Origin of the sequence: Comamonas squillarum (assembly GCF_025309455.1) — a bacterium.
Taxonomy (GTDB): domain Bacteria; phylum Pseudomonadota; class Gammaproteobacteria; order Burkholderiales; family Burkholderiaceae_C; genus Comamonas; species Comamonas squillarum.
In genome coordinates, this window is record NZ_CP104377.1 from 1,159,980 (window position 1) to 1,182,088 (window position 22,109).

25 protein-coding genes are annotated in these 22,109 nt (G+C 62.5%); 9 read left to right on the forward strand and 16 right to left on the reverse strand.

Annotation, left to right across the window (positions count from 1 at the left end; translation table 11 throughout):
- Positions 1-61 precede the first annotated feature (61 nt).
- The 8 genes from fdx to uvrB all read right to left on the reverse strand — a co-directional run bounded on the left by fdx (position 62) and on the right by uvrB (position 8,041).
- Positions 62-400: an ISC system 2Fe-2S type ferredoxin gene (gene fdx / locus N4T19_RS05405; RefSeq protein WP_021025845.1), complete on the reverse strand. Its 339-nt coding sequence runs from the start codon at positions 398-400 to the stop codon at positions 62-64.
- Positions 401-429: 29 nt separating this feature from the next.
- On the reverse strand, positions 430-2,295 hold the full coding sequence (hscA, locus tag N4T19_RS05410) for a Fe-S protein assembly chaperone HscA (protein WP_260719635.1): 1,866 nt from the start codon (positions 2,293-2,295) through the stop codon (positions 430-432).
- 125 nt (positions 2,296-2,420) lie between these two features.
- Entirely contained in the window at positions 2,421-2,939 is a 519-nt protein-coding gene (gene hscB / locus N4T19_RS05415; protein ID WP_116924454.1) for a Fe-S protein assembly co-chaperone HscB, read from the reverse strand.
- A 115-nt stretch (positions 2,940-3,054) separates the two neighbouring features.
- A complete protein-coding gene (gene iscA / locus N4T19_RS05420; protein ID WP_021025848.1) occupies positions 3,055-3,378 on the reverse strand; it encodes an iron-sulfur cluster assembly protein IscA in 324 nt (107 codons plus the stop codon).
- A 6-nt stretch (positions 3,379-3,384) separates the two neighbouring features.
- Positions 3,385-3,783: a Fe-S cluster assembly scaffold IscU gene (iscU, locus tag N4T19_RS05425; protein ID WP_021025849.1), complete on the reverse strand. Its 399-nt coding sequence runs from the start codon at positions 3,781-3,783 to the stop codon at positions 3,385-3,387.
- Positions 3,784-3,818: 35 nt separating this feature from the next.
- Complete coding sequence (locus tag N4T19_RS05430; protein ID WP_260719636.1) at positions 3,819-5,039, reverse strand: IscS subfamily cysteine desulfurase; 1,221 nt, start codon at positions 5,037-5,039, stop codon at positions 3,819-3,821.
- Between the two features lie 152 nt (positions 5,040-5,191).
- On the reverse strand, positions 5,192-5,728 hold the full coding sequence (gene iscR / locus N4T19_RS05435) for a Fe-S cluster assembly transcriptional regulator IscR (protein ID WP_021025851.1): 537 nt from the start codon (positions 5,726-5,728) through the stop codon (positions 5,192-5,194).
- Between the two features lie 219 nt (positions 5,729-5,947).
- Entirely contained in the window at positions 5,948-8,041 is a 2,094-nt protein-coding gene (gene uvrB, locus N4T19_RS05440; protein WP_260719637.1) for an excinuclease ABC subunit UvrB, read from the reverse strand.
- A gap of 144 nt (positions 8,042-8,185) precedes the next feature.
- Between uvrB and N4T19_RS05445 the strand changes: the two genes are divergently transcribed.
- The 4 genes from N4T19_RS05445 to N4T19_RS05460 all read left to right on the forward strand — a co-directional run bounded on the left by N4T19_RS05445 (position 8,186) and on the right by N4T19_RS05460 (position 11,544).
- Positions 8,186-9,385: an amino acid aminotransferase gene (locus tag N4T19_RS05445; RefSeq protein WP_021025853.1), complete on the forward strand. Its 1,200-nt coding sequence runs from the start codon at positions 8,186-8,188 to the stop codon at positions 9,383-9,385.
- 565 nt (positions 9,386-9,950) lie between these two features.
- Positions 9,951-10,196 (forward strand): GlsB/YeaQ/YmgE family stress response membrane protein, encoded by a 246-nt coding sequence (locus N4T19_RS05450; RefSeq protein WP_116923983.1) that lies wholly within the window; start codon positions 9,951-9,953, stop codon positions 10,194-10,196.
- Between the two features lie 79 nt (positions 10,197-10,275).
- A complete protein-coding gene (locus N4T19_RS05455; protein WP_116923984.1) occupies positions 10,276-10,827 on the forward strand; it encodes a hypothetical protein in 552 nt (183 codons plus the stop codon).
- A gap of 114 nt (positions 10,828-10,941) precedes the next feature.
- Positions 10,942-11,544, forward strand: a complete 603-nt coding sequence (locus N4T19_RS05460) for an isochorismatase family protein (protein WP_116923985.1) — start codon at positions 10,942-10,944, stop codon at positions 11,542-11,544.
- Positions 11,545-11,768: 224 nt separating this feature from the next.
- Here the strand turns inward: N4T19_RS05460 and N4T19_RS05465 are convergent, their stop codons facing one another.
- On the reverse strand, positions 11,769-12,407 hold the full coding sequence (locus N4T19_RS05465) for a C40 family peptidase (RefSeq protein WP_116923986.1): 639 nt from the start codon (positions 12,405-12,407) through the stop codon (positions 11,769-11,771).
- Between the two features lie 419 nt (positions 12,408-12,826).
- Here N4T19_RS05465 and N4T19_RS05470 point away from each other — a divergent pair, with 419 nt between their 5' ends.
- Genes N4T19_RS05470 through N4T19_RS05485 form a run of 4 tightly spaced genes read left to right on the forward strand, consistent with a single transcriptional unit; the run spans position 12,827 to position 14,832 of the window.
- Entirely contained in the window at positions 12,827-13,219 is a 393-nt protein-coding gene (locus N4T19_RS05470) for a GFA family protein (protein WP_260719638.1), read from the forward strand.
- A gap of 50 nt (positions 13,220-13,269) precedes the next feature.
- Positions 13,270-13,659, forward strand: a complete 390-nt coding sequence (locus N4T19_RS05475; protein ID WP_260719639.1) for a hypothetical protein — start codon at positions 13,270-13,272, stop codon at positions 13,657-13,659.
- Positions 13,653-14,159 carry a 2-thiouracil desulfurase family protein gene (locus N4T19_RS05480; protein WP_116923989.1) on the forward strand — a complete coding sequence of 169 codons (507 nt, stop codon included), beginning with the start codon at positions 13,653-13,655 and terminating at the stop codon, positions 14,157-14,159. Before N4T19_RS05475 ends, N4T19_RS05480 begins: the two co-directional genes overlap by 7 nt.
- Positions 14,149-14,832 carry a DUF1294 domain-containing protein gene (locus tag N4T19_RS05485; protein WP_260719640.1) on the forward strand — a complete coding sequence of 228 codons (684 nt, stop codon included), beginning with the start codon at positions 14,149-14,151 and terminating at the stop codon, positions 14,830-14,832. Before N4T19_RS05480 ends, N4T19_RS05485 begins: the two co-directional genes overlap by 11 nt.
- 13 nt (positions 14,833-14,845) lie before the next feature.
- Here N4T19_RS05485 and mnmH read toward each other — a convergent pair whose 3' ends face one another.
- From mnmH to N4T19_RS05515, 6 genes are all read right to left on the reverse strand, one after another.
- Positions 14,846-15,898 (reverse strand): tRNA 2-selenouridine(34) synthase MnmH, encoded by a 1,053-nt coding sequence (mnmH, locus tag N4T19_RS05490; protein ID WP_260719641.1) that lies wholly within the window; start codon positions 15,896-15,898, stop codon positions 14,846-14,848.
- A gap of 272 nt (positions 15,899-16,170) precedes the next feature.
- Positions 16,171-16,701, reverse strand: a complete 531-nt coding sequence (locus N4T19_RS05495; RefSeq protein WP_260719642.1) for a GNAT family N-acetyltransferase — start codon at positions 16,699-16,701, stop codon at positions 16,171-16,173.
- Positions 16,694-17,308, reverse strand: coding sequence for a helix-turn-helix domain-containing protein (locus N4T19_RS05500; RefSeq protein WP_182341670.1), 615 nt, complete (start codon positions 17,306-17,308; stop codon positions 16,694-16,696). The genes N4T19_RS05495 and N4T19_RS05500 overlap by 8 nt, the downstream gene beginning before the upstream one ends.
- Positions 17,309-17,718: 410 nt before the next feature.
- Positions 17,719-18,399 carry an aldolase gene (locus N4T19_RS05505; protein WP_232539680.1) on the reverse strand — a complete coding sequence of 227 codons (681 nt, stop codon included), beginning with the start codon at positions 18,397-18,399 and terminating at the stop codon, positions 17,719-17,721.
- 228 nt (positions 18,400-18,627) lie between these two features.
- Positions 18,628-19,266 carry a 3-oxoacid CoA-transferase subunit B gene (locus N4T19_RS05510; protein ID WP_116923995.1) on the reverse strand — a complete coding sequence of 213 codons (639 nt, stop codon included), beginning with the start codon at positions 19,264-19,266 and terminating at the stop codon, positions 18,628-18,630.
- Between the two features lie 10 nt (positions 19,267-19,276).
- Positions 19,277-19,978 carry a CoA transferase subunit A gene (locus N4T19_RS05515; protein ID WP_021025867.1) on the reverse strand — a complete coding sequence of 234 codons (702 nt, stop codon included), beginning with the start codon at positions 19,976-19,978 and terminating at the stop codon, positions 19,277-19,279.
- Between the two features lie 91 nt (positions 19,979-20,069).
- Between N4T19_RS05515 and N4T19_RS05520 the strand changes: the two genes are divergently transcribed.
- Positions 20,070-20,660 (forward strand): PAS and helix-turn-helix domain-containing protein, encoded by a 591-nt coding sequence (locus N4T19_RS05520; protein WP_116923996.1) that lies wholly within the window; start codon positions 20,070-20,072, stop codon positions 20,658-20,660.
- Between the two features lie 43 nt (positions 20,661-20,703).
- Here the strand turns inward: N4T19_RS05520 and N4T19_RS05525 are convergent, their stop codons facing one another.
- A complete protein-coding gene (locus N4T19_RS05525; RefSeq protein ID WP_116923997.1) occupies positions 20,704-21,984 on the reverse strand; it encodes an NAD(P)/FAD-dependent oxidoreductase in 1,281 nt (426 codons plus the stop codon).
- Between the last annotated feature and the right edge of the window lie 125 nt (positions 21,985-22,109).

The following is a 22,109-nucleotide window of genomic DNA, read 5'->3' on the forward strand; positions in this document are numbered from 1 at the left end:
CTCGACTCAAAACACCGATTGTAAAAGCCGCTCGCACCCGCGCGCCCGGCCCGGCCCACGCTCAGTGGTTTTCCTTGGCGTGGTTGATCGAGTACTTGGGGATCTCCACGGTCACATCCTCGCGCGCCAAAATGGCCTGGCAGGACAGGCGCGACTGCGGCTCCAGGCCCCAGGCGCGGTCGAGCAGATCGTCTTCTTCCTCTTCGGAAGGGTCCATGGAGTCGAAACCCTGGCGCACGATAACGTGGCAGGTGGTGCAGGCCCGGCTCATGTCGCAGGCGTGTTCGATGTTGATGCCATTGTCCAGCAGCGCCTCGCAGATCGACGTTCCGGTCGGCGCCTTGATCTCGGCGCCTTGGGGACAGTATTCGGCATGGGGCAGGATTTTGATGATAGGCATGGGAATGAGATTCTTCTTGCTGTAGTCGGTTAAATGGATTGCACGTTCTTGCCGGCCAGGGCCTGGCGAATGCCACGGTTCATGCGCTCGGCGGCAAAGGCCTCGGTGCCCTTGGCCAGTGCATCGGTGCTGGCCTCGATCTCAGCGGCGCTCTCGCTGCTGGACAGGGCGCGGCGCAGCTGGTCCATCAGCGCATCGACCTGGCTGCGCTCGGCGTCTGCCAGCAGGTCGCCATCGGCATCGAGCGCACTTTGGGTAGCAATCAGCAGGCGGTCGCCATCAACGCGCGCTTCGACCAGCGCACGCGCCTGCATATCGGCCTGGGCGGTGCTGAAGCTGTCGCGCAGCATGTTTGCAATCTGGTCGTCCGAGAGACCGTACGAGGGCTTCACATCGATATGCGCCTCCACCCCGCTCACCAGCTCTTGCGCGCCCACGCTCAGCAGGCCATCGGCATCGATGGTGAAGGACACACGGATGCGTGCAGCGCCCGCTGCCATTGGCGGGATGCCGCGCAGCTCAAAGCGCGCCAGGCTGCGGCAATCAGCGACCAGATCGCGCTCGCCCTGCACCACATGGATGGCCAAGGCCGTCTGGCCGTCCTTGTAGGTCGTGAAGTCCTGGCCGCGTGCGGTCGGAATGGTTTCGTTGCGGCTGACGATGCGCTCGACCAGGCCGCCCATGGTCTCGATGCCCAGCGACAGCGGGATCACATCGAGCAGCAGCAGGTCGCCATTGTTGTCGTTGCCGGCGAGCTGGTTGGCCTGGATCGCGGCGCCCAGGGCCACTACCTCGTCGGGGTTCAGGTTGGTCAACGGTGGCTTGCCAAAGAAGTTGCCGACCGCCGTCTGCACCTGGGGCATGCGCGTCGAGCCCCCCACCATCACCACGCCTTGCACCTCGTCCTTGGCCAGCTGGGCATCGGCCAGCGCGCGGCGCACGGCCGTCAGGGTGCGGGCCGTCAAGGCTTGCGTGGCCGCATCAAAATCGGCCCGGCTCAGCGGCAGCGCAATGTTCTGGCTGGACAGCTGCGCGGAGAAGGTCACCTGGTCGGCATCGGTCAGCGCCTCTTTGGCGGTCTTGGCAGCCAGGCGCAATACCGCCTTGTCCTGCGCGCTCTGCACCGCGCCGCCGGTTTTCTCCAGCACCCACTGGCCCAGTGCGGCGTCATAGTCGTCACCGCCCAGCGCCGAGTCACCGCCGGTGGCGATGACTTCGAACACGCCGCGCGTCAGGCGCAGCACGGAAATATCAAAGGTGCCGCCGCCCAGGTCATAGACGGCATAGATGCCTTCGGAGGCATTGTCCAGGCCATAGGCAATCGCCGCTGCCGTGGGCTCGTTGATCAGGCGCAGCAGCTTGATGCCGGCCAGCTGGGCCGCATCCTTGGTGGCCTGGCGCTGCGCGTCGTCAAAGTAGGCTGGCACGGTGATCACGGCGCCGTACAGGTCATTGTCAAAGGTGTCTTCGGCGCGGTAGCGCAAGGTGGCCAGAATCTCGGCGCTGATCTCCACCGGGGTCTTGAGGCCGGCCACCGTCTCGATGGCCACCATGCCGCTATCGTCGGGCTGCACAAGCGCATAGGCCAGTTGCTCGGGCGCATGGATATCGGCCAGGTTGCGGCCCATCAGGCGCTTGGCCGAGGCAATGGTGTTGGCGGCATCGACGCCGGGATGGCCAAGCGCCGCATAGCCGATATCGCGCTTGCCATTGGCCCGGTAATGCACCACCGATGGCAGCAGCACCCGGCCTTCGTCATCCGGCAGGCATTCGGCCACGCCGTTGCGCACGGCAGCGACCAGCGAGTGCGTGGTGCCCAGATCAATGCCCACCGCAATACGGCGCTGGTGCGGATCAGGAGATTGGCCAGGTTCTGAAATTTGGAGCAATGCCATGGATGCGATCTATCTTGTGTTCTCTTGCCTGCGGCCCGCACGGGGCGCGGGGGAAGCGGTCTCAACGGAGGGTTCGCCAAAGCATGCTGTGCGGCCTCATGGGCCGCCCTGCTTTGGTCACCAGCCTATTGTCCCAGTTGCTCGCGACGGCGGTCGATGTCGCCACTAAATCGCGCAACAAACATGAGGGCTCTCACCTGCTGGGCCGCCTGCGCGTAGTCGCGCTCCACATCCAACAGCTGCTGGCAGCGCTGCAGCATTGCACGGCGCGCGCTGGCGACCTGGTCATCGAGCGCATCGACATCGGCCTGGCTCTGCGCCTCTTCCAACGCCTCGCGCCACTCCATCTGCTCCATCAGAAAAGCGGTGGGCATGGCGGTGTTGTCTTCGGCGCGGATGGGCGCGTCATGCATCTCGCACAGGTAGGCGGCGCGCTTGAGCGGGTCCTTCAAGCGCTGGTAGGCCTCATTGATGCGCACCGACCACTGCATGGCCACGCGCTGAGCAGCAGCGCCTTGCGATGCAAAGCGGTCCGGGTGGGCTTGCTTTTGCAAGGCCTTCCAGCGCTCGGCCAATTGCTGGGCATCTTGCGCAAACTGCACCGGCACGGCGAACAGTTCAAAATCGTTGGATTGCAGATTCATCATGAAAAAACCGCCTGGCAAAAGCACAGGCGGTTTGCAGTTTTGGCATCAGCGATGCCGACAAACAAGGCCAGGCCTGTCAGTGACGACAAACCGGGCGCCTGAACCCGAGGCCTCAGATTCTGAAGCTCTCGCCACAACCGCAGCGATCACGCTCGTTGGGGTTGTGGAACTTGAAGCCCTCGTTGAGGCCCTCGCGCACAAAGTCCAGCTCGGTGCCGTCGATGTAGGCCATGCTTTTGGGATCGACCAGCACCTTGACGCCATGGTCTTCGAACACCACGTCCTCGGGCGCTGCCTCGTCCACGTACTCCAGCTTGTAGGCCAGACCCGAGCAGCCGGTGGTCTTCACGCCCAGACGCACACCCACCCCATGGCCGCGACGCGACAGGTAGCGGTTGATGTGGCGCGCAGCCGACTCAGAAAGCGTGACAGCCATGGCGTTTTAAGCCTCCGCCTTGGCAGTGTGCTTGGCCTTGTAGTCGTTGACCGCCGCCTTGATCGCGTCTTCAGCCAGGATCGAGCAGTGGATCTTCACCGGTGGCAGGGCCAGCTCTTCGGCGATCTGCGCGTTCTTGAGCGCAGCGGCTTCGTCGAGCGTCTTGCCCTTGACCCATTCAGTCACCAGCGACGACGAGGCGATTGCCGAGCCGCAGCCATAGGTCTTGAAGCGTGCGTCTTCGATCACGCCGGTGTCCGCATTGACCTTGATCTGCAGCTTCATCACGTCGCCGCAGGCAGGAGCGCCGACCATGCCGGTGCCCACCGATTCATCACCCTTGTCAAAAGAGCCCACGTTGCGGGGGTTCTCGTAATGATCAATCACTTTGTCAGAATATGCCATCTTGGTACCTCTTTACAGTTAGCGGCTGCGCCGGATTAGTGGGCAGCCCACTGGATGGTGCTCAGATCCACACCGTCTTTGTACATTTCCCACAGGGGGCTCAACTCGCGCAGCTTGGTCACGTTCTCACGGATCGATGCCACGGCGTAGTCAATGTCTTCATTCGTCGTGAAGCGGCCAAACGTCATGCGCAGGCTGCTGTGGGCCAGCTCATCGCTGCGGCCCAGCGCGCGCAGCACATAGCTGGGCTCCAGACTGGCCGAGGTGCAGGCCGAACCCGAGGACACGGCCAGACCCTTGATGCCCATGATCAGCGATTCGCCTTCGACGAAGTTGAAGCTGATGTTCAGGTTGTGCGGCACGCGGTGGTTCAGATCACCGTTGATAAACACCTGCTCGATGTCCATCAGGCCGTCCAACATGCGCTGCTGCAGCGCCTTAGCGTGGGCGTAGTCCTTGGCCATGTCTTCCTTGGCGATGCGGAAAGCCTCGCCCATACCGACGATCTGGTGCGTAGCCAAGGTGCCCGAGCGCATGCCGCGTTCATGGCCACCGCCGTGCATTTGCGCCTCGATGCGCACACGGGGTTTGCGGCGCACATACAGCGCGCCAATGCCCTTGGGACCGTAGGTCTTGTGCGAGGCCAGGCTCATCAGGTCGACCTTCAGCGCGGTCACATCGATCTCGACCTTGCCGGTGGCCTGGGCAGCGTCAACGTGGAAAATGATGCCCTTTTCGCGGCAGATTTTCCCGATGGTGTCGATGTCCTGGATCACGCCGGTTTCGTTGTTCACGAACATGACGCTGACCACGATGGTGTCGGGGCGAATCGCGGCCTTGAACACATCCAGATCCAGCAGACCGTCTTCCTTGACATCCAGGTAGGTGACCTCAAAGCCTTCACGCTCGAGCGCACGCATCGTGTCCAGCACGGCCTTGTGCTCGGTCTTGACGGTGATCAGGTGCTTGCCCTTGCCCTTGTAGAACTGCGCAGCACCCTTGAGCGCCAAGTTGTCCGACTCGGTCGCGCCACTGGTCCAGACGATTTCACGCGGATCGGCATTGATCAGCGCGGCGACCTGCGCACGGGCCTTTTCAACCGCCTCTTCCGCCGTCCAGCCCCAAGCATGGCTGCGCGACGCAGGGTTGCCGTAGTTCTCGGACAACCAGGGAATCATCGCTTCAACCACGCGGGGGTCCACGGGCGTGGTGGCGCCGTAATCAAGGTAAATGGGGAAATGTGGGGTCGTGTCCATATCTGGCTCTACTGGCGCGTGCTGGTGGGCACCCGCAAAAACTCAAAACGCAATCATCGAATGAACTTGCCGCACCCCGTTCAGGGCGTAACAAGACCTCCCGGCGCCCTGGAAGACACCGGGGGATGCGGCGACCAGCGCCGCATCAAGAATCAGGATTTGGCAAATACATTGCCCAGTGCAAACACCGAGTTCGGTGCGGTGACACGGATGGGCTTGACAACCGGCGTGGTCGAGATAGCGCGGCGCACGATGGGCTTGTCTTCGATCTGGATGCCCTTGGCCAGTTGGTCATCGACCAGCTTTTGCAAGGTGACCGAATCGAGAAACTCCACCATGCGCTGGTTCAGCGATGCCCACAGCTCGTGCGTCATGCAGCGACCGGCCTCACCCATGCAGTTTTCCTTGCCACCACACTGCGTGGCGTCAATAGGTTCATCTACCGACACAATGATGTCGGCAACTGTGATCTCAGCGGCCTTGCGGGCCAACGTGTAGCCGCCACCAGGGCCACGGGTGGACTCCACCAGTTCGTGGCGGCGCAGCTTGCCAAACAGCTGCTCCAGATACGACAGCGAGATCTGCTGACGCTGGCTGATCGCAGCCAAAGTTACCGGGCCATTGTTCTGGCGCAAAGCCAGATCAATCATTGCAGTCACTGCAAATCGGCCTTTGGTGGTGAGACGCATAATCGTTCCTTAGAGGTCAGGCTTGATAACCATAGACGCCCAATGCAAGCAAGCCACCCGCAATGACATCGTCGTAGCCTGTCGCTCCACCCTGCATGCAGGGTAGGTCCCATTCATCGATAGGCTTTTTTCTTGTTGTTGAGTAATTTGTGTCAGTATAGCACAATGCCCCCTGAATTCGCTCGGGTAAGCAAAGATTACTTACAGAAACTGACATCGCTAGAGGCTGCGGGTATTCCCTGCCTCTGGAGCGGCTCCGCCAAAAGCCCTTTGTTTCAATATGGTTAATTGGTCCCGGGCCTGGGCTGCGGCCTCGAATTCGAGGTTGCGCGCTGCCTCCAGCATCTGCTTTTCCAGGCGCTTGATTTCCTTGGCAATCTCTTTCTCGGACATGTCCTCGACCTGGGCGCGGCTCATCGCCACCTGCTGGGCGCGGTCCATGTCGTCACTGGCCTTGGTGCTGTAGACGCCATCGATCAAATCACGCACTTGCTTGACAATGCTGCGCGGCACGATGCCATGCTCCGCATTGAAGGCCATCTGCTTCTCGCGGCGGCGGCTGGTCTCGTCCATCGCCTTGCGCATCGAGTCGGTAATGCGGTCGGCATAGAGGATGGCCTTGCCGTTCATGTTGCGCGCCGCACGGCCAATCGTCTGGATCAGGCTGCGCTCGGCGCGCAGAAAGCCTTCCTTGTCCGCATCCAGAATCGCCACCAGCGAGACCTCGGGGATATCCAGGCCTTCGCGCAGCAGGTTGATCCCCACCAGCACATCAAAAGTGCCCAGGCGCAGGTCGCGGATGATCTCGACGCGCTCCACCGTCTCCACATCGGAGTGCAGGTAGCGTACCTTCACGCCGTTGTCGGTCAGGTACTCGGTCAGTTGCTCGGCCATGCGCTTGGTCAGGGTGGTGATCAGCACCCGCTCATGGACCTTCACCCGTGCATGGATTTCCTGCAGCACATCGTCCACTTGGTGGGTGGCGGGCCGCACTTCCACTTCGGGGTCGACCAGGCCGGTGGGCCGCACCACCTGCTCGACGATCTTGCCCGCATGGGTCTTCTCGTACTCGGCCGGCGTGGCCGAGACAAACACCACCTGGCGCATGCGCTGCTCGAACTCACCAAACTTGAGCGGGCGGTTGTCCAGCGCGCTGGGCAGGCGAAAGCCATACTCCACCAAGGTGGTCTTGCGCGCCTTGTCACCGTTGTACATGGCGTTGAGCTGGCCGATCATCTGGTGGCTCTCGTCGAGAAACATCAGCGCGTCCTTGGGCATGTAGTCCGTCATCGTTGGCGGCGGATCGCCCGGCGCTGCGCCCGAGAGGTGGCGGCTGTAGTTCTCAATGCCCTTGCAGTGCCCCACTTCGGTCAGCATCTCCAGGTCAAACCGGGTGCGCTGCTCCAGGCGCTGGGCTTCGACCAGCTTGCCCTCGCCCACCAACTGCTTGAGGCGCAGCGCCAACTCTTCCTTGATGGTCTCCACGGCCACCAGCACCTGGTCGCGCGGGGTCACATAGTGGCTGCTGGGGTAAATCGTGAAACGCGGCACCTTCTGGCGCACGCGGCCCGTCAGGGGGTCAAACAGCTGCAGGCTTTCGACCTCGTCGTCAAACAGCTCGATGCGCACCGCCATCTCGCTGTGCTCGGACGGAAACACATCGATGGTGTCGCCCCGCACCCGGAAGGTACCGCGCGAGAAATCGGCATCGTTGCGCTTGTACTGCATGCGCACCAGCTGGCCAATCGCATCGCGCTGGCTCAGCTCATCGCCCACGCGCAGGATAAAACGCATCTTGGTATAGGACTCTGGCGAGCCGATACCGTAGATGGCCGAGACGGTGGCCACGACGATGGTGTCGCGGCGCTCGAGCACACTCTTGGTGGCCGACAAGCGCATCTGCTCAATGTGCTCGTTGATGGCGCTGTCCTTTTCGATGAACAGGTCGCGCTGGGGCACATAGGCCTCGGGCTGGTAGTAGTCGTAGTAGCTGACGAAGTACTCCACCGCGTTCTTCGGAAAGAACTCGCGAAACTCGCTGTACAGCTGCGCGGCCAGCGTCTTGTTGGGCGCAAACACGATGGCCGGTCGCCCGGTGCGCGCAATCACATTGGCCATCGTGAAGGTCTTGCCCGAGCCTGTGACGCCCAGCAAGGTCTGAAAGGCCTCACCGTCATCAATGCCTTCCACCAGCGCATCGATGGCCGCCGGCTGGTCGCCCGCAGGCGGATACGGCTGGAACAAGGTGAAGGGCGAGCCCGGATATTGGATGAATTCCCCCTCGCGGGGTGCCTCTGGAGTGACTTCGTGCATAGGTCGGGTATGCCACGCGCGAGCGGGCGTCGCTAGAATACGGGGTTAACCCCAAAGCGTACTGCAAAATTGCGGTGGAGGCGATGGCCTCTTGTTTGGCATTTGGGGGTACAAAGCCAGATTTCTACCTACCAAGGACTACACATGTCTCTTTTCTCTTCCGTCGAAATGGCCCCACGCGACCCGATCCTGGGTCTCAATGAGCAGTATGCCGCCGACACCAACCCGCAAAAAGTGAACCTGGGCGTGGGCGTGTATTTCGACGACAACGGCAAGCTGCCGCTGCTGCAGTGCGTGCAGGCCGCAGAGAAAGCCATGATGGACAAGCCCACGCCCCGTGGCTACCTGCCTATCGACGGTATCGCTGCCTATGACAACGCCGTCAAGGCCCTGGTGTTCGGCGCTGACTCCGAGGTTGTCGCTTCCGGCCGCGTGGCCACGGTGCAAGCCGTGGGCGGCACCGGCGGCCTGAAGATCGGCGCCGACTTCCTGAAGCGCCTCAACCCCCAAGCCAAGGTGCTGATCTCCGACCCGAGCTGGGAAAACCACCGCGCGATCTTTCAGAACGCCGGTTTTGAAGTGGCCAGCTACCGCTACTACGACGCAGCCAACCGCGCCATTGATTTCGACGGCATGATCGCCGACCTGAACGCGGCCGCCGCTGGCACCGTGGTGGTGCTGCACGCCTGCTGCCATAACCCCACCGGCTACGACATCAGCGCCGCCCAGTGGGACAAGGTCATCGAAGTCGTCAAGGCCAAAAACCTGGTCGCCTTCCTGGACATGGCCTACCAGGGCTTTGGCCACGGCATCGCCGAAGACGGCGCCGTGATCGGCAAGTTCATCGCAGCAGGCCTGAACATTTTTGTGTCGACCTCGTTCTCCAAGAGCTTCTCGCTCTACGGTGAGCGCGTGGGTGCGCTGTCCGTGGTCGCTACCGACAAGGAAGAAGCCAGCCGCGTGCTGAGCCAGCTCAAGGTCGTCATCCGCACCAACTACTCCAACCCACCAACCCACGGTGGCGCCGTGGTGGCTGCGGTGCTGAACAACCCCGAGCTGCGCGCGCTGTGGGAAAAGGAACTGGGCGAGATGCGCGTGCGTATCAAGGAAATGCGCCAGAAGCTGGTCGACGGCCTCAAGGCCGCTGGCGTGAAGCAGGACATGGGCTTCATCACCACCCAGATCGGCATGTTCTCGTACTCGGGCCTGAGCAAGGACCAGATGGTACGCCTGCGCTCCGAGTTCGGCGTCTACGGCACGGACACGGGCCGCATGTGCGTGGCTGCGCTCAACAGCAAGAACATCGAGCACGTCTGCGCATCGATCGCCAAGGTCGTCGCCTGAGCGCATAGCCGCTCTGCAGCCTGAGCCCGTTGAGGCCCAGGCCAGCGAAAAGCAGCCCGCGCCCTTAGAACCTGTTCAATGTCTCCTCGCGCCGCGACAGTGTGTTTGCGGGATGGGATGCGAGGGGGGCGCCCAGCCGCGCAATACCGCAGCAATAGCCCAGCTATTGCGAGGATTTGCAACGACGCAGACCGCCCCTGCCCGGGCGGCCCTAGCCGGGCGCCCGCAAAGCCACTGTCCCTAAGGGTTGGAGTGAAATCGGGCGATTTCTTCGCGCTGGCCCTTGCTTGCACCCCGGTGCAAGCTGCGGACCAGCCCTTCGAACTCATCCCGATTGCACTCCAACGCGGTTGCGTAGAGACTTTGAACAAGTTCTTAGCGGCGCCGGCTGCTTTTTTCATGCGCATGACAGCGCCAGTTCACCGTTGTTTATGACGTAAAGCCGCGGGATTTGAAGCCTTCTCCTACAAACGGCCTTAAAGTGCCTTGGTACGCTTCAGGGCGTATTGGCCAGGGCCGCCTCAACCCGAGGCGCTGGCGTTCACAGCTCAACGGAGAACTACGCATGTCCATCATTGGAACCATTTTCATCGGCCTGATTGTTGGCCTCATTGCACGCGCCATCAAGCCTGGGGACGACAAGATGGGCTGGATCATGACCATCCTCCTAGGCATTGCCGGCTCGCTGCTGGCCACTTACGCCGGCGTGGCGATGGGCTGGTACCAGGAAGGCCAGGCCGCTGGCTGGATTGCCTCCGTCGTCGGCGCCATCATCTTGCTGGTGATCTACGGCCTGGTGCGCAAGCGCTAAGCACCCGGCAGCCTGCGCCAGCCGGGACCACCCGCTGCCGCAGGTTTTTTTCCGCTTTTGACCTCACTCCCGAACATCCATGAAACTTGGACGCAAGCCCCGCCCCCTCTCCGCACTGCAACTGGCCGCCCAGACGGGCAACCCTGCGCTGCTGGAGGCGGTTGAGCAGTCCCAGAAGCTGCTGCACCGCAAAGCCTTGATGGCCGCCCTGGCCAGCGCCACGCCGGTGCCCGGGCTCGACATGGCGGTCGATGCAGCCCTGCTGTCGCGGCTGATTCCGCAAATCAGCAATTACTTTGGTCTGAGCGACGAGCAGATTGCGCGCCTGACCCCTGCCAAACGCGCCAAGGTGCAAAACACCGTCAACATGCTCGGCGGTGTGCTGGTGGGCAAGCTGATCACCAAGGATGTGATCCTGCGCGGCGCCAAGGCGCTGGGCATGCGCCTGACGGTGCAGCAGGCCAGCAAATATGTGCCGATTGCCGGCCAGGCGGTGTCGGCTGCCCTGGGCTACGCCACCTTGCGCTACCTGGGCGAGCAGCACCTGCGCGACTGCGTGCGCGTGGCGCATGAAGCGGGGATTGTGCTGCCGGTGGTATATGCGCCTGCGCTGGACCAGGACAAGCACTAAATCTGCGCCAGACTGGCTCGGCGCTGCGCCGCGCGCCAGTGCATTTCTCCCTCCCCTCCAACGCCTGCGCCATGCCGCTCCAGCAGCTGCACGCTGCCACGGGTAAAATGCCGCATGCTTATAGATTTTGAAGAATCCCAGCTGGTGCTGGTTGACTACCAGGAAAAACTGATGCCCGCCATTTTTGATGGCGCGCAGGTGTTGAAAAACGCCACGCTCCTGGCCCAGGTAGCCCAGCAGCTGCAGGTGCCCGTGTTTGGTACCGAGCAAAACCCCAGCAAGCTCGGCCCCAATGCGGCGCAGCTGCGTGGCCTGTGCAACAAGACCTTGGCCAAGATGTTTTTCAGTGCAGTGCCGGAAGGCCTGAACGAATGGCTGCGCCCTCCCGCCAAACCCCAGGGCGGCAATGCCCGCAGCCTGCCCAAGCACCTGCAAAAGCCCCAGCAAGCCGCGCCTGAGCGCAACAGCATCATCATTGCCGGCTGCGAGGCCCATGTCTGCCTGCTGCAAACTGCGCTGGAGCTGCTCGAAGACGAGTTTGATGTCTGCGTGGTCACCGACGCCTGCAGCAGCCGCACCGAGCGCAACCGCGATGCCGCCTTTGACCGCCTGGCCGGCGCCGGCGCCGAGTTGGTCACCACCGAGATGGTCATCTTCGAATGGCTGCGCAGTTGCGAGCACGAAGACTTCCGCGATATCTTGCAGATGGTCAAGTAAGACCTTGCTGGAGCCTGCCCAGCAAGTCGCCCACCCAGGCTGCCAGGAGGCAGCCTTTTTAACGCCAGTACCCCGCGCCGCTTTTATATATATATAGCGGGGGGCGCATGACTGAGACCCTACCCCACGGCGCAAACCAGACAACCAGCACCGCGCAGGCAACAAAAAAGCCTCCCGAAGGAAGCTTGGTTCGCTTGCAGCGCCTGACGCACAGGGCAAGGCGCTCAGTTCACACGCATATTGGCCTTGGACATCACGCGGCCGATCAGGTCCTGCGCTTCCGCACCATCGAGGTTGACCTGCTGCATCAGCTTGGTACGCGCCTCATCGCTCAGCTCTACCCGGCGGGCGCCGTCAAAGCGCTTTTCCCAGTAGGCAATATCCATGCTCTCGACCCGAACGGTCTTGCCAGTGCGGGGCGAGTGGATGAACTTGCCATCGCCCATATAGATCCCCACATGGCTGAAAGCCCGGCGCATGGTGTTGAAGAACACCAGATCACCGGGCTTGAGCTCCGCTTTATCAATCTTGTCGGTCGCAGCCGCCTGCTCTTCTGCGCGGCGCGGCAGGATCTTGCCCCAGCTCTCCGCATACACGGCGCGTACCAGACCACTGCAATCAAAACCCGTCTCTGCGCTGTTACCGCCACGGCGGTAAGGCACGCCAATGAGGCTCAGCGCATTGCTGATCAGCACATTGGCCTGGTCCTTGACCTGGTGATGCACCGAATCGAGCTTGGACAGACTGCTTTGGCCAATGCCCAGCAGCAAATCCAGATCGGATGGCTTGTGTTCGCTCTCGGGGGCGGCATGTGCGCTGACAGACGCGGCGACGATGAGGGTGCAAATCCATTTCGGTGACATAGCGGGCGACTTTAGCACGGTTTATTTTGAAGACAATTCATAAATATGTAACAAAATCCAAACCAGTTATTCCCCAAATTACCGGGGTTTTCCCGTGGAATTTTGCGAAATTATGCATGAGCTCAGGCTCAAGTACTCCATAACTAATTGTTTTTATTGATTTTCTGCAATTCATCAAGCTTTCACACAGAACCCTTGGTTGTTTCTATATGCAACCATAGTTACTACGCCAGAGACTGTAAAGATATTCCTACAGGCCTGCGGCGCAGCTCCGGCTTTCGCTTGTTGACAGTTATGCAAGAGTCATGCCATCAAGGCCTCTAGCTGCATCGCCTCATGGGTAGCGAGTAGGCCTATGCAAGGGTGGGCACGATGCAGTACAAAGCAGCAATCCCTGCCCACTTTCCTCAGGTCCTGCAATGCTCATCCACGGCGCATGCCACTGCCAAGCGGTTCGCTTTACCGCCTTGATCGATCCTGCCCAGGTCAGCGTATGCCATTGCAGCGACTGCCAAGTGCTGTCGGGCGCGCCGATGCGGGCGATTGTCAGCGCCGCGATCGCCGATTTCTCGCTGCAAGGCATGATCCATACCTATACCAAGACCGCGCAAAGCGGCCAGCGCCGCGACCAGGTCTTCTGCCCCGTCTGCGCAACGCCACTGTATGGCTGCGCCGCGCAGAACCCGGAGTTCGTGGTGATCCGCCTGGGCTGCGTGGAAGAGCGCGCGCAGCTGCCGCCACAGCGGCAGATCTGGAGTGCATCAGCGATGCCCTGGCTGGCTGACTGCGTGGCGCCATCCGGGGCGGCATGAGCCCTGCAGAGTTGCTGCAGGCCGCACCCTGGGTCTGCGACAATCACGGAATGCCTCGCCAGTTTGAATTTGCCGACTCCGAAATCAGCCGCATCCACCGCACTTCCGAAGGCTGCAACATCGAATTCTCAGCCGCGCTGATCAGCGAGCGCCAGGGGATCGAGACCCAGCGCCGCTACAGCAATGGTCTGCGCCTGGTGCTGAACCCCTGCCCGCCCGCGCTCGCGCATGAAGCGCAAGCCTTTGGCTTGCTGGCCAGCGGCTGGCTGCAGCTGGGCGAGCAACGGCTCAGCACGCTGCCAGTGCCCAGCGATTTTCAGGCAGAGACGCTCTGCCTGCAGCTGCAGTTTGCCAATGGGCTGCAATTGCAGCTGGGCGGCAATAGCCTGCGCTGCGAAGCCAGCGCGCAGGCCCTGCAGGTGGAGCTGCTGGCATGCTGAAGCCCGCAGCGCCCAAGGTCTTGGTCAGTGGCTGCCTGCTGGGCCAGCCCGTGCGCTATGACGGCAGCCACAAAAGGGCGCAACACACAGTGCTCGATCGCTGGCTCGCGCAGCAGCAGGTGGTCAGCCTCTGCCCCGAGATGGCCGCAGGCCTGCCAACGCCCCGATTGCCAGCCGAAATCGTTGGTGGCACCAGCATCGCGGTGCTGCGCCATGCAGCCCAGGTGCGCGACAGCGCGGGCAACGATGTGACTGCCGCCTTTTTGCACGGCGCCCAATTGGCACTGCAACTGGTGCAGCGCCATGGCATCCGCGTCGCGGTACTCAAGGAGTTCAGCCCTACATGCGGCTCCAGCCAGGTCTATGACGGGCAGTTTGCCGGCCGCACCGTGCCCGGCGAAGGCCTGGCCTGCAGCCTGCTGCGCCAGGCCGGCGTCGCTGTCTTCAGCGAGAACCAATGGGACGAAGCCGCAGCGCACCTGGAGGCCTATGCTGCTTGAAGGCACCTTACAATCCTGGAACGACGAGCGCGGCTTTGGCTTTATCGCCCCCGATGGCGGCGGCCCCCAGGTGTTTGTGCATATCTCCGCCTTCCAAAACCCTGCCGCCCGGCCCCAAGCCCGCCAGCGGCTGAGCTATGTGCTGGACAAGCCCGCAGGCGACAAACCCCGGGCCAGCCGCGCCCGCGTGCTGGGCGCGGGCGCACCAGGCGCAGCGGCATCGCCCGCTTCGCATACCGCACGCCCACGGGCCGCAGCTGCGCGCACTCAGCGCCAGGCTACCAGTGCCGCCAGATCAGGCCCATCCGGCGGGGCAGCCCTGCTGCTGATCCCCACATTGGCGATTCTGCTGCTGGGATTGGGCCTGTGCTTTGGCTCCACCTGGCGCGCTGCAGGCTGGTATGTGTTGGCCTCGCTCGTCACCTTTGCCTGGTATGCCTGGGACAAGGCTGCCGCGCAGCAGGGGCATTGGCGCACCCCTGAAAAGCATTTGTGGCTGCTGGGTTTGCTGGGCGGATGGCCGGGGGCCTTGCTGGCCCAGCGCTGGCTGCGCCACAAATCCAGCAAGCGGGATTTTCTGCAGGTGTTCTGGCTGACGGTGTTGCTCAACCTGGTGGCGCTGTGCCTGCTGTTTTCGCCGCTGGGCCAGCGATTCGGGCTGCCGACGTTCTGATGCCCAATCAGGCCTAAACAGCCAGCTGCCTGATCTGCGCGGCCAACTCGCCAATGCGCGCGTCCGACAGGTCATCCGTCTGCAGGCTTTGGCGCGAATCCCAGTGGGCAAAGTTGCGCGCCTGGCTGCGCTCGTAATGCGGGTCGTAGTGCAGGTCCATCAACTCGGCAAACAGCGGCGCGAGCTCGCCTTGCGCTGCCCAGCCTTGCCAGCGGCCGACCACCTCCTTGCCCTGCAGATCCTTGAGATAGCCCAGCTTGGTGGCCAGCACACCGGCATCGGCACCCAGGTAGGCATAGTCGCGCAGCAGATAGTCCAGGCGCGCCTGCGCTGAGGCCTGCACTTCGATGACGGGTGCCTGGCGCATATGCTCGACCAGCGCCATCGGCACGGAGATGCGGCCGATCTTGGCGCTTTCGCCTTCGATAAACACCGGGCGCTCCAGATCGAACTGGCCGATCTGCGTGGCCAGCAAGGTCTCGAAGTGCTTCTGGCTCGGCTGCTCTACACCAGGCAGCTGGCCCAGCAGCGAGCCCTTGTGGCTGGCATAGCCTTCCAGGTCAATCACCTGCGCGCCCTGCTCGGCCAGCGCATGCAGCACCCGCGTTTTGGCGCTGCCGGTGGCGCCACACAGCACCTGCAAGCGCAGGCGCGGTACCAGTGACTCCAGCCGCTCGATCACATGGCCGCGAAAGCCCTTGTAGCCGCCTGCCAGCTGCTGCGCATCCCAGCCCACCAGGCGCAACCAGGTCACCATCGAGCCGCTGCGCAGGCCACCGCGCCAGCAATAGACCAGCGGCTTCCAGTTCGCGGGCCGGTCATGGAAGGTATCGTGCAGGTGGCGCGCCAGATTGGCGCTCACATAGGCAGCGCCCAGGCGCTTGGCCTCAAAGGGGCTGACTTGCTTGTAGATGGTGCCGATCTGGGCGCGTTCTTCGTTGCTGAGCACCGGGCAGTTGATCGCCCCGGGGATATGGTCGAGTGCGAACTCGGCAGGGGAGCGGGCGTCGACGATGGTGTCAAACTTGTGGATGTCGCTGATGCGAACAGGCTGGCGATGGGACATAAGGCAGATGCTGGCAGCGAAGTGCCAGTCCAAGGATCAGGGCAAGTGCCGCAGACAACCCAGAGGTTGTGCGGCCACTGCGCAGAGTGATCGAGCCTCGATACAGCCATCGCAAGCCGGTGCGGTCGGTTGACCAGCGCCGGGCCTGCGCTGCGCGAAAAAAGTGATTATCCCATGGCAGCGTGGGCTGTTGTGGGTGGTGCACGGCTAGTGGTGCACGGCGAGTGGCGCACGGCTAGTGGCGCGCGGCCAGCGGCGCGCGGCCAGCGGCCTCAGCCGTCTACCGGATTCGCCGGCGTTTGCAAAAGCAATTGGTACAAGGCCAGGTCCAGCCATCTCCCAAATTTAAAGCCCACCTGGGGCATCAGGCCGACCGACTTGAAACCCAGCCGTTCATGCAAGGCGATCGAGCCGGCATTTGCCGCATCGATGGCGCCGACCAGCGCATGCACATCGTGCTTGCGCGCCTCGTCAATGATGGCCTCCATCAGCTGCAGACCCAGGCCCTGGCCGCGCTGATCGGCGCGCACATAGACCGAATGCTCCATCGTGTACTTGTAGGCCGGGTAGGCGCGGAAGGCACCATAGCTGGAAAAACCCAGCAACTCGCCGGCGGCATCCTCGATGCCGATCACCGGGTAGCCGCCTTGCAGCTTGGTATCAAACCAGGTACGCATATGGCCCGCATTGCGCGGCTGGTAGTCATACAGCGCCGTGCTGTTGACAATGGCGTCGTTCAGAATCGCCAAAATTGCTGGCGCATGCCGGTCATGGGTACAGCGCACCCAGTGTCTCTCAGTCATCGATCTCTCCAGGAAAAACTACAGGCAAGGCCGGCAGGGAGGCGCCCAGCGCCGCTAGCGCCAGCAAATAGCGGGCGGACTCGGTGCCGGGGTTGCTAAATACCAGGGTTTGGTTGAGCACCATCGCCAGGCAGTCTCCCGCCTGCAAATGCCAGCTTTGCGTGCCCAGGCTCAGCTGCAGCTCGCCTTGCAGCAGCCACAGCTGCTGGTGCAGCGGCTGGCTGCGCAGGCCGTTGTCAAAGGCCACGCGCTGGCCGGGCGGAAACACCACCTCCACCATCTCGAACGGCGCAGGAAACCCCACCGGGCTCAGCTGCCGGCGTTCATAGCCGGTGGCAGGATCACGCCAGCGCGGCTGGACAGCTGCGCGCGCCAGGGGCTGGGGCGCTTGCGCCTGGCGCTCATCGGCAAACAGCGCTGCCAGCGGCACCTGCAAGGCCTGGGCGAGCTTGCCCAGCACGGCGGCGGTGGCGCTGGTCTGCCCACGCTCAATCAGTGAAATCATCGAGCGGCTGACACCGCTGCGCTGCGCCAGCACCTCCAAGGTGTAGCCACGCTGTTTGCGCAGGGTGCGCACCTTGGCAGAGAGCAACTCGTCAACCGTCATGAATCCACTTTATCAGAAATTAATTCCTATATATTGGATTTTTTAGCGGTACGCGGATAGTGCCACCTGGCAAGTGGCGCACTGGGTGAGAGACATGCTGCGGGCGCTTTAAGAACCTGTTCAATGTCTCCTCGCGCCGCGACAGTGTCTTTGCGGGATGGGATGCTAGGGGGGCGCCCAGCCGCGCTATTGCGAGGATTTGCAACGACGCAGACCGCCCCTGCCCGGGCGGCCCTCGCCGGGCGCCCCTTCCCGGGCAGCGCAAAGCCACTGTCCCGAAGGGTTGGAGTGAAATCGGGCGATTTCTGCGCGCTGGCCCTTGCTTGCACCTCGGTGCAAGCTGCGTTCCATCCCTTCGAACTCATCCCGATTGCACTCCAACGCGGCTGCGTAGAGACTTTGAACAGGTTCTAAGGAATTTGGCGGCGCAACGCCTCGAAGAACAAGGTGGACTGCAGGCGCTCACCATTGGCCTGCTCGGCCACACGCGCGGCCAGCGCCGGATCGCAGGGCGCCAGCGGCACGCCGGTCGATTGCGCCAGCACCTGGGCCTGGCAGGCGCGCTCCAGGTAGTACAGATCGTCAAACGCATAGTCCATGCGCTCACCGCAGACGATGATGCCGTGGTTGCCCAAAAAGCTGATGTCCGCGCCCTGCATGGCCTGCGCAATGCGCTCGCCTTCGCGGTCGTCGAGCGCAAAACCGTTGTACTGGGCGTCAACTGCCAGGCGGCCATGGAAGCGCATGGCGTTCTGGCTCAAGGTGGTGTCCAGCGCGCGCTGCGCCGTCAAGGTCAAGGCCGTGGCATAAGGCATGTGGGTGTGCAGTACGCAGGTCTTGCGCGCAATGCGGTGCACGGCAGCATGGATGAACATCGCCGTGGGCTCGACCACATGGCCGCCCGCCACCACGGCCCCCTGCGCGTCCACCATCACCACATCGTCCGCCTGGATCTCGCCCCACATCAGGCCGCGCGGGTTCAGCAAGAAATGCTGGCCATCGGGCAGCGCCATGCTGAAATGGTTGCACACGCCCTCACCCAGGCCAAAGTGTGCAGCAGCACGCAAGGCCAGCGCCATGTCCTCGCGCATGCGCAGCACATCGGGGCGGATAAACAGGGGGTGGGAAAGATCGGCAGGCGCAAAGGGAGCGTTCATGGGACGGGGGGAATCGAATGGAATCTGCGCAGTATGTCGTCTGAGCACTGGCCCGGCAATGGGGAAAGCGACAGCAACCACCCGCACGCAAAAAAGCCCGCCATCGATCGATGGGCGGGCTCGCTTGTGCAGCACCAGCGCGCAAGGGCTGGGTAGCTGCGCTTATTGGATCAGGTTGACGCCGGTCTTGGACTGCACATCGTCAAAGCTCACTTCGGGGGCCAGCTCAACCACCTTCAGGCCTTCGGGCACCACATCAAACACACCCAGGTCGGTAATGATGCGGTCCACCACGCCCACGCCAGTCAATGGCAGGGTGCAGTCCTTCAAGATCTTCAGGTCGGTGGTGCCGTCCTTCTTCTTGGCCACATGTTCCATCAGCACGATGACGCGCTTGACGCCGGCGACCAGGTCCATCGCGCCGCCCATGCCCTTGACCATCTTGCCTGGAATCATCCAGTTGGCCAGGTCACCCTTTTCGGACACCTGCATGGCGCCCAGGATGGACAGGTTGATCTTGCCGCCACGGATCATCGCAAAGGACTGGTCCGAGCTGAAGATGGACGAGCCGGCAATTGTGGTCACCGTCTGCTTGCCGGCATTGATCAGGTCGGCGTCGATGGCTTCTTCCGTTGGGAAGGGGCCGATGCCCAGCATGCCGTTTTCCGATTGCAGCCACACTTCCTTGTCACCGGTGTGGTTGGCCACCAAGGTAGGAATGCCGATACCGAGGTTCACATAGAAGCCGTCTTCCAGCTCTTGCGCCGCACGTGCGGCCATTTGGTCTTGGGTCCAAGGCATGACTGGCTCCTTAGTGCTTTTCGGTGATGGTGCGCTTTTCGATGCGCTTCTCGGGGGTGGCGTTGAGCACCAGGCGGTGCACATAGATGCCCGGCAGATGGATCTCGTCGGGCTTCAAGGCGCCCACTTCGACAATCTCCTCGACCTCGACGATGCAAACCTTGCCGCAGGTGGCTGCTGCCGGGTTGAAGTTGCGTGCCGTCAGGCGGAACTGCAGGTTGCCGCTCTTGTCCGCGCGCCAGGCCTTGACCAGCGACACGTCAGCGACGATGGAGCGCTCCATCACATAGGTTTCGCCGTCAAACTCGCGCAGCTCCTTGCCTTCGGCCACTTGCGTGCCCACACCGGTCTTGGTGAAGAAGGCGGGGATGCCGGCGCCGCCAGCACGCATCTTCTCGGCCAGGGTGCCTTGCGGGGTGAATTCCAGCTCCAGCTCGCCGGCCAGGTACTGGCGCTCGAACTCCTTGTTTTCGCCCACATAGGACGCAATCATCTTCTTGATCTGGCGCGTCTCCAGCAGCTTGCCCAGGCCAAAACCATCGACACCGGCATTGTTCGATGCCACCGTCAGGTCCTTGACACCGCTGTCGCGCAGCGCTTCGATCAAGGCCTCGGGAATCCCGCAAAGGCCAAAGCCGCCCACGGCCATTAACTGCTTGTCTGCCACCACGCCTTTGAGCGCGTCCGCAGCACTGGGGTAGATCTTGTTCACACTTGTCTCCTGATAAGAAGGGCTTGTATCGCCAATCAAGCATACTACGTATTAGGATACGTAGTATTTCGTAAAGGGGACAATTTTTGCCATGGCAGTGACACCACTCGACTACCGACAAGCCTTCGAAATGGCGCCTGTGGGCCTGGTGGTGTCCCACCGGCGGGTCATGATCGACTGCAATGAGCAGGTCTGCGACATGTTCCGCACCTCGCGCGAGCTGATGATGGGCCAGTCCTTTCAGATCCTCTACCCCAGCGCCGACGAGTTCGAGCGCCTGGGCCGCCGCATCGCCCCCATCATGGGCACGCATGGCCTGTACTCGGACAACCGCATCATGAAGCGCGCCAATGGCGAGATGTTCTGGTGCCACGTGATGGGCCGCGCCTTCAACCGCGAGGACCCGCATGAAGGCGGCGTCTGGAGCTTTGAGGACCTGAGCGCGCTGCGCCCGGTGCGCGCCGAGCTCACGGCCCGCGAGCGCGAAGTGGCCGCCCATCTGCTCGAAGGCATGACCAGCAAGGAAATTGGCCGAGGCCTGGGCATCAGCCACCGCACGGTCGAGATCTACCGCACCCGGCTGATGCGCAAATATGGCGCAGATTCATCGGCCGAGCTGGTGCAAAAGCTGCTGGCCGGGGGCAGCTCGCTCGACATCGTGCTGGGACCGGACGATATCTGAACCCGGCACAAGAACTTGCTCGGCGCTGCCGAGCAAGGTTCTTTCAGTGCAGCTTCATGCGGCCCGATACGCGCTGCTGCAGCAAACGGGCCAGCGCCAGCACCGCCGTCTTGCCGGTGCCCAAAATGGCGCGGTGGTGCATCAGGTGCAAGGACATATACATCCACTTGGCAATGAGGCCCTGCACAAAAAAGTTCTTGCCCGAGAGCCCTCCCATCAGATTGCCCACGCCCTTGTTGTCGCCCAGCGAGACCAGCGAGCCAAAGTCCTGGTAGACAAACACTTCGTTGAACGAGCGCTGCTTGAGCGCGGCAAACAGCAGCTTGCACAAATAGCTGCCCTGCTGGTGCGCGGCTTGGGCGCGGGCCGGCACAGTCTTGCCTTCGGTCCAGGTGGCAGCGGCGCAGTCACCCATCGCATAGATGCGGCTGGCACTGGTGCGCAGGTGGTCATCGACGACAAACTGGTTGATACGGTTGACTTCCAGCCCCAGGCGCGCATTGCTGTCGGCGGCCTTGATGCCTGCGGCCCAGACGATCAGATCGGCCGGCACCTCGCCGTTGGACGTGATCACCTGGCCCTGCGCCAGCGACTGCACACGCGTGCCGGTCATCACCCGCACGCCCTTGCGCTCCAGCGCCACACGGGCCTGCTCCGAGATACGGGGCGGCAGCCCGCCCAGAATCCGCTCGCCGCCTTCGATCAGGCTGATATCGAGCCGGAAGCGCTGGCTGTCCGACAGGCTCTCGAGCAGCATCTGGTGCGCCTCGATCAGCTCGGCCGACAGCTCCACACCCGTGGCACCGGCGCCCACAATGGCGACCGCCAGCGAGCGCGGCTCGGCATACGAGGCATGGGCACAGGCGCCAAGCCAGTCGGCATGGAAGCGCTGCGCATCGCGCACGCTCTCGAGCAGATAGGCATGCTCGATACCTGGGGTGCCAAAAGAATTGGAGCCACTGCCCATCGCCAGCACCAAATGCTGGTAGCTGATGACGCGCTCGGGCACCACCTGCTTGCCCGCATCGTTGATGACCGGCGCCAGCACAATGCTTTGCTTGGCGGCATCGAGCCCCATGCATTCGCCCATCGCAAAGCTGAAATGGTTGCGGCGCGCCAGCACGGTGTAGGACAGGCCTTCCTGGTGCGCATCGAGCGTGCCCGCTGCCACTTCGTGCAAGGTGGGCTTCCAGATGTGGAAAGGCATTTTGTCCACCAGCAAGACCCGCTCGCGCCCTTCGCGCGCACCCAGTTTGCGCCCCAGTTGTGCGGCCAGTTCCAGTCCACCTGCACCGCCGCCCACAATCACCACGTCATAGTGCATGTACGATTCCTCAAAAGATGGCTGCCATTGTTGACCATTGCCAGATTTTCTGCACCTGAGCGCCTGGATTCACAATGAAAATCCAAGGCATTCCCCACCATCGCAGCAAGGCCCACCATGCTTGA

Coding starts and splice junctions, on each gene's coding strand:
- fdx (WP_021025845.1), bottom strand. CDS start 400: ATGCCTATCATCAAAATCCTGCCCCATGCCGAATACTGTCCCCAAGGC.
- hscA (WP_260719635.1), bottom strand. CDS start 2,295: ATGGCATTGCTCCAAATTTCAGAACCTGGCCAATCTCCTGATCCGCAC.
- hscB (WP_116924454.1), bottom strand. CDS start 2,939: ATGAATCTGCAATCCAACGATTTTGAACTGTTCGCCGTGCCGGTGCAG.
- iscA (WP_021025848.1), bottom strand. CDS start 3,378: ATGGCTGTCACGCTTTCTGAGTCGGCTGCGCGCCACATCAACCGCTAC.
- iscU (WP_021025849.1), bottom strand. CDS start 3,783: ATGGCATATTCTGACAAAGTGATTGATCATTACGAGAACCCCCGCAAC.
- N4T19_RS05430 (WP_260719636.1), bottom strand. CDS start 5,039: ATGGACACGACCCCACATTTCCCCATTTACCTTGATTACGGCGCCACC.
- iscR (WP_021025851.1), bottom strand. CDS start 5,728: ATGCGTCTCACCACCAAAGGCCGATTTGCAGTGACTGCAATGATTGAT.
- uvrB (WP_260719637.1), bottom strand. CDS start 8,041: ATGCACGAAGTCACTCCAGAGGCACCCCGCGAGGGGGAATTCATCCAA.
- N4T19_RS05445 (WP_021025853.1), top strand. CDS start 8,186: ATGTCTCTTTTCTCTTCCGTCGAAATGGCCCCACGCGACCCGATCCTG.
- N4T19_RS05450 (WP_116923983.1), top strand. CDS start 9,951: ATGTCCATCATTGGAACCATTTTCATCGGCCTGATTGTTGGCCTCATT.
- N4T19_RS05455 (WP_116923984.1), top strand. CDS start 10,276: ATGAAACTTGGACGCAAGCCCCGCCCCCTCTCCGCACTGCAACTGGCC.
- N4T19_RS05460 (WP_116923985.1), top strand. CDS start 10,942: ATGCTTATAGATTTTGAAGAATCCCAGCTGGTGCTGGTTGACTACCAG.
- N4T19_RS05465 (WP_116923986.1), bottom strand. CDS start 12,407: ATGTCACCGAAATGGATTTGCACCCTCATCGTCGCCGCGTCTGTCAGC.
- N4T19_RS05470 (WP_260719638.1), top strand. CDS start 12,827: ATGCTCATCCACGGCGCATGCCACTGCCAAGCGGTTCGCTTTACCGCC.
- N4T19_RS05475 (WP_260719639.1), top strand. CDS start 13,270: ATGCCTCGCCAGTTTGAATTTGCCGACTCCGAAATCAGCCGCATCCAC.
- N4T19_RS05480 (WP_116923989.1), top strand. CDS start 13,653: ATGCTGAAGCCCGCAGCGCCCAAGGTCTTGGTCAGTGGCTGCCTGCTG.
- N4T19_RS05485 (WP_260719640.1), top strand. CDS start 14,149: ATGCTGCTTGAAGGCACCTTACAATCCTGGAACGACGAGCGCGGCTTT.
- mnmH (WP_260719641.1), bottom strand. CDS start 15,898: ATGTCCCATCGCCAGCCTGTTCGCATCAGCGACATCCACAAGTTTGAC.
- N4T19_RS05495 (WP_260719642.1), bottom strand. CDS start 16,701: ATGACTGAGAGACACTGGGTGCGCTGTACCCATGACCGGCATGCGCCA.
- N4T19_RS05500 (WP_182341670.1), bottom strand. CDS start 17,308: ATGACGGTTGACGAGTTGCTCTCTGCCAAGGTGCGCACCCTGCGCAAA.
- N4T19_RS05505 (WP_232539680.1), bottom strand. CDS start 18,399: ATGCGCGAGGACATGGCGCTGGCCTTGCGTGCTGCTGCACACTTTGGC.
- N4T19_RS05510 (WP_116923995.1), bottom strand. CDS start 19,266: ATGCCTTGGACCCAAGACCAAATGGCCGCACGTGCGGCGCAAGAGCTG.
- N4T19_RS05520 (WP_116923996.1), top strand. CDS start 20,070: ATGGCAGTGACACCACTCGACTACCGACAAGCCTTCGAAATGGCGCCT.
- N4T19_RS05525 (WP_116923997.1), bottom strand. CDS start 21,984: ATGCACTATGACGTGGTGATTGTGGGCGGCGGTGCAGGTGGACTGGAA.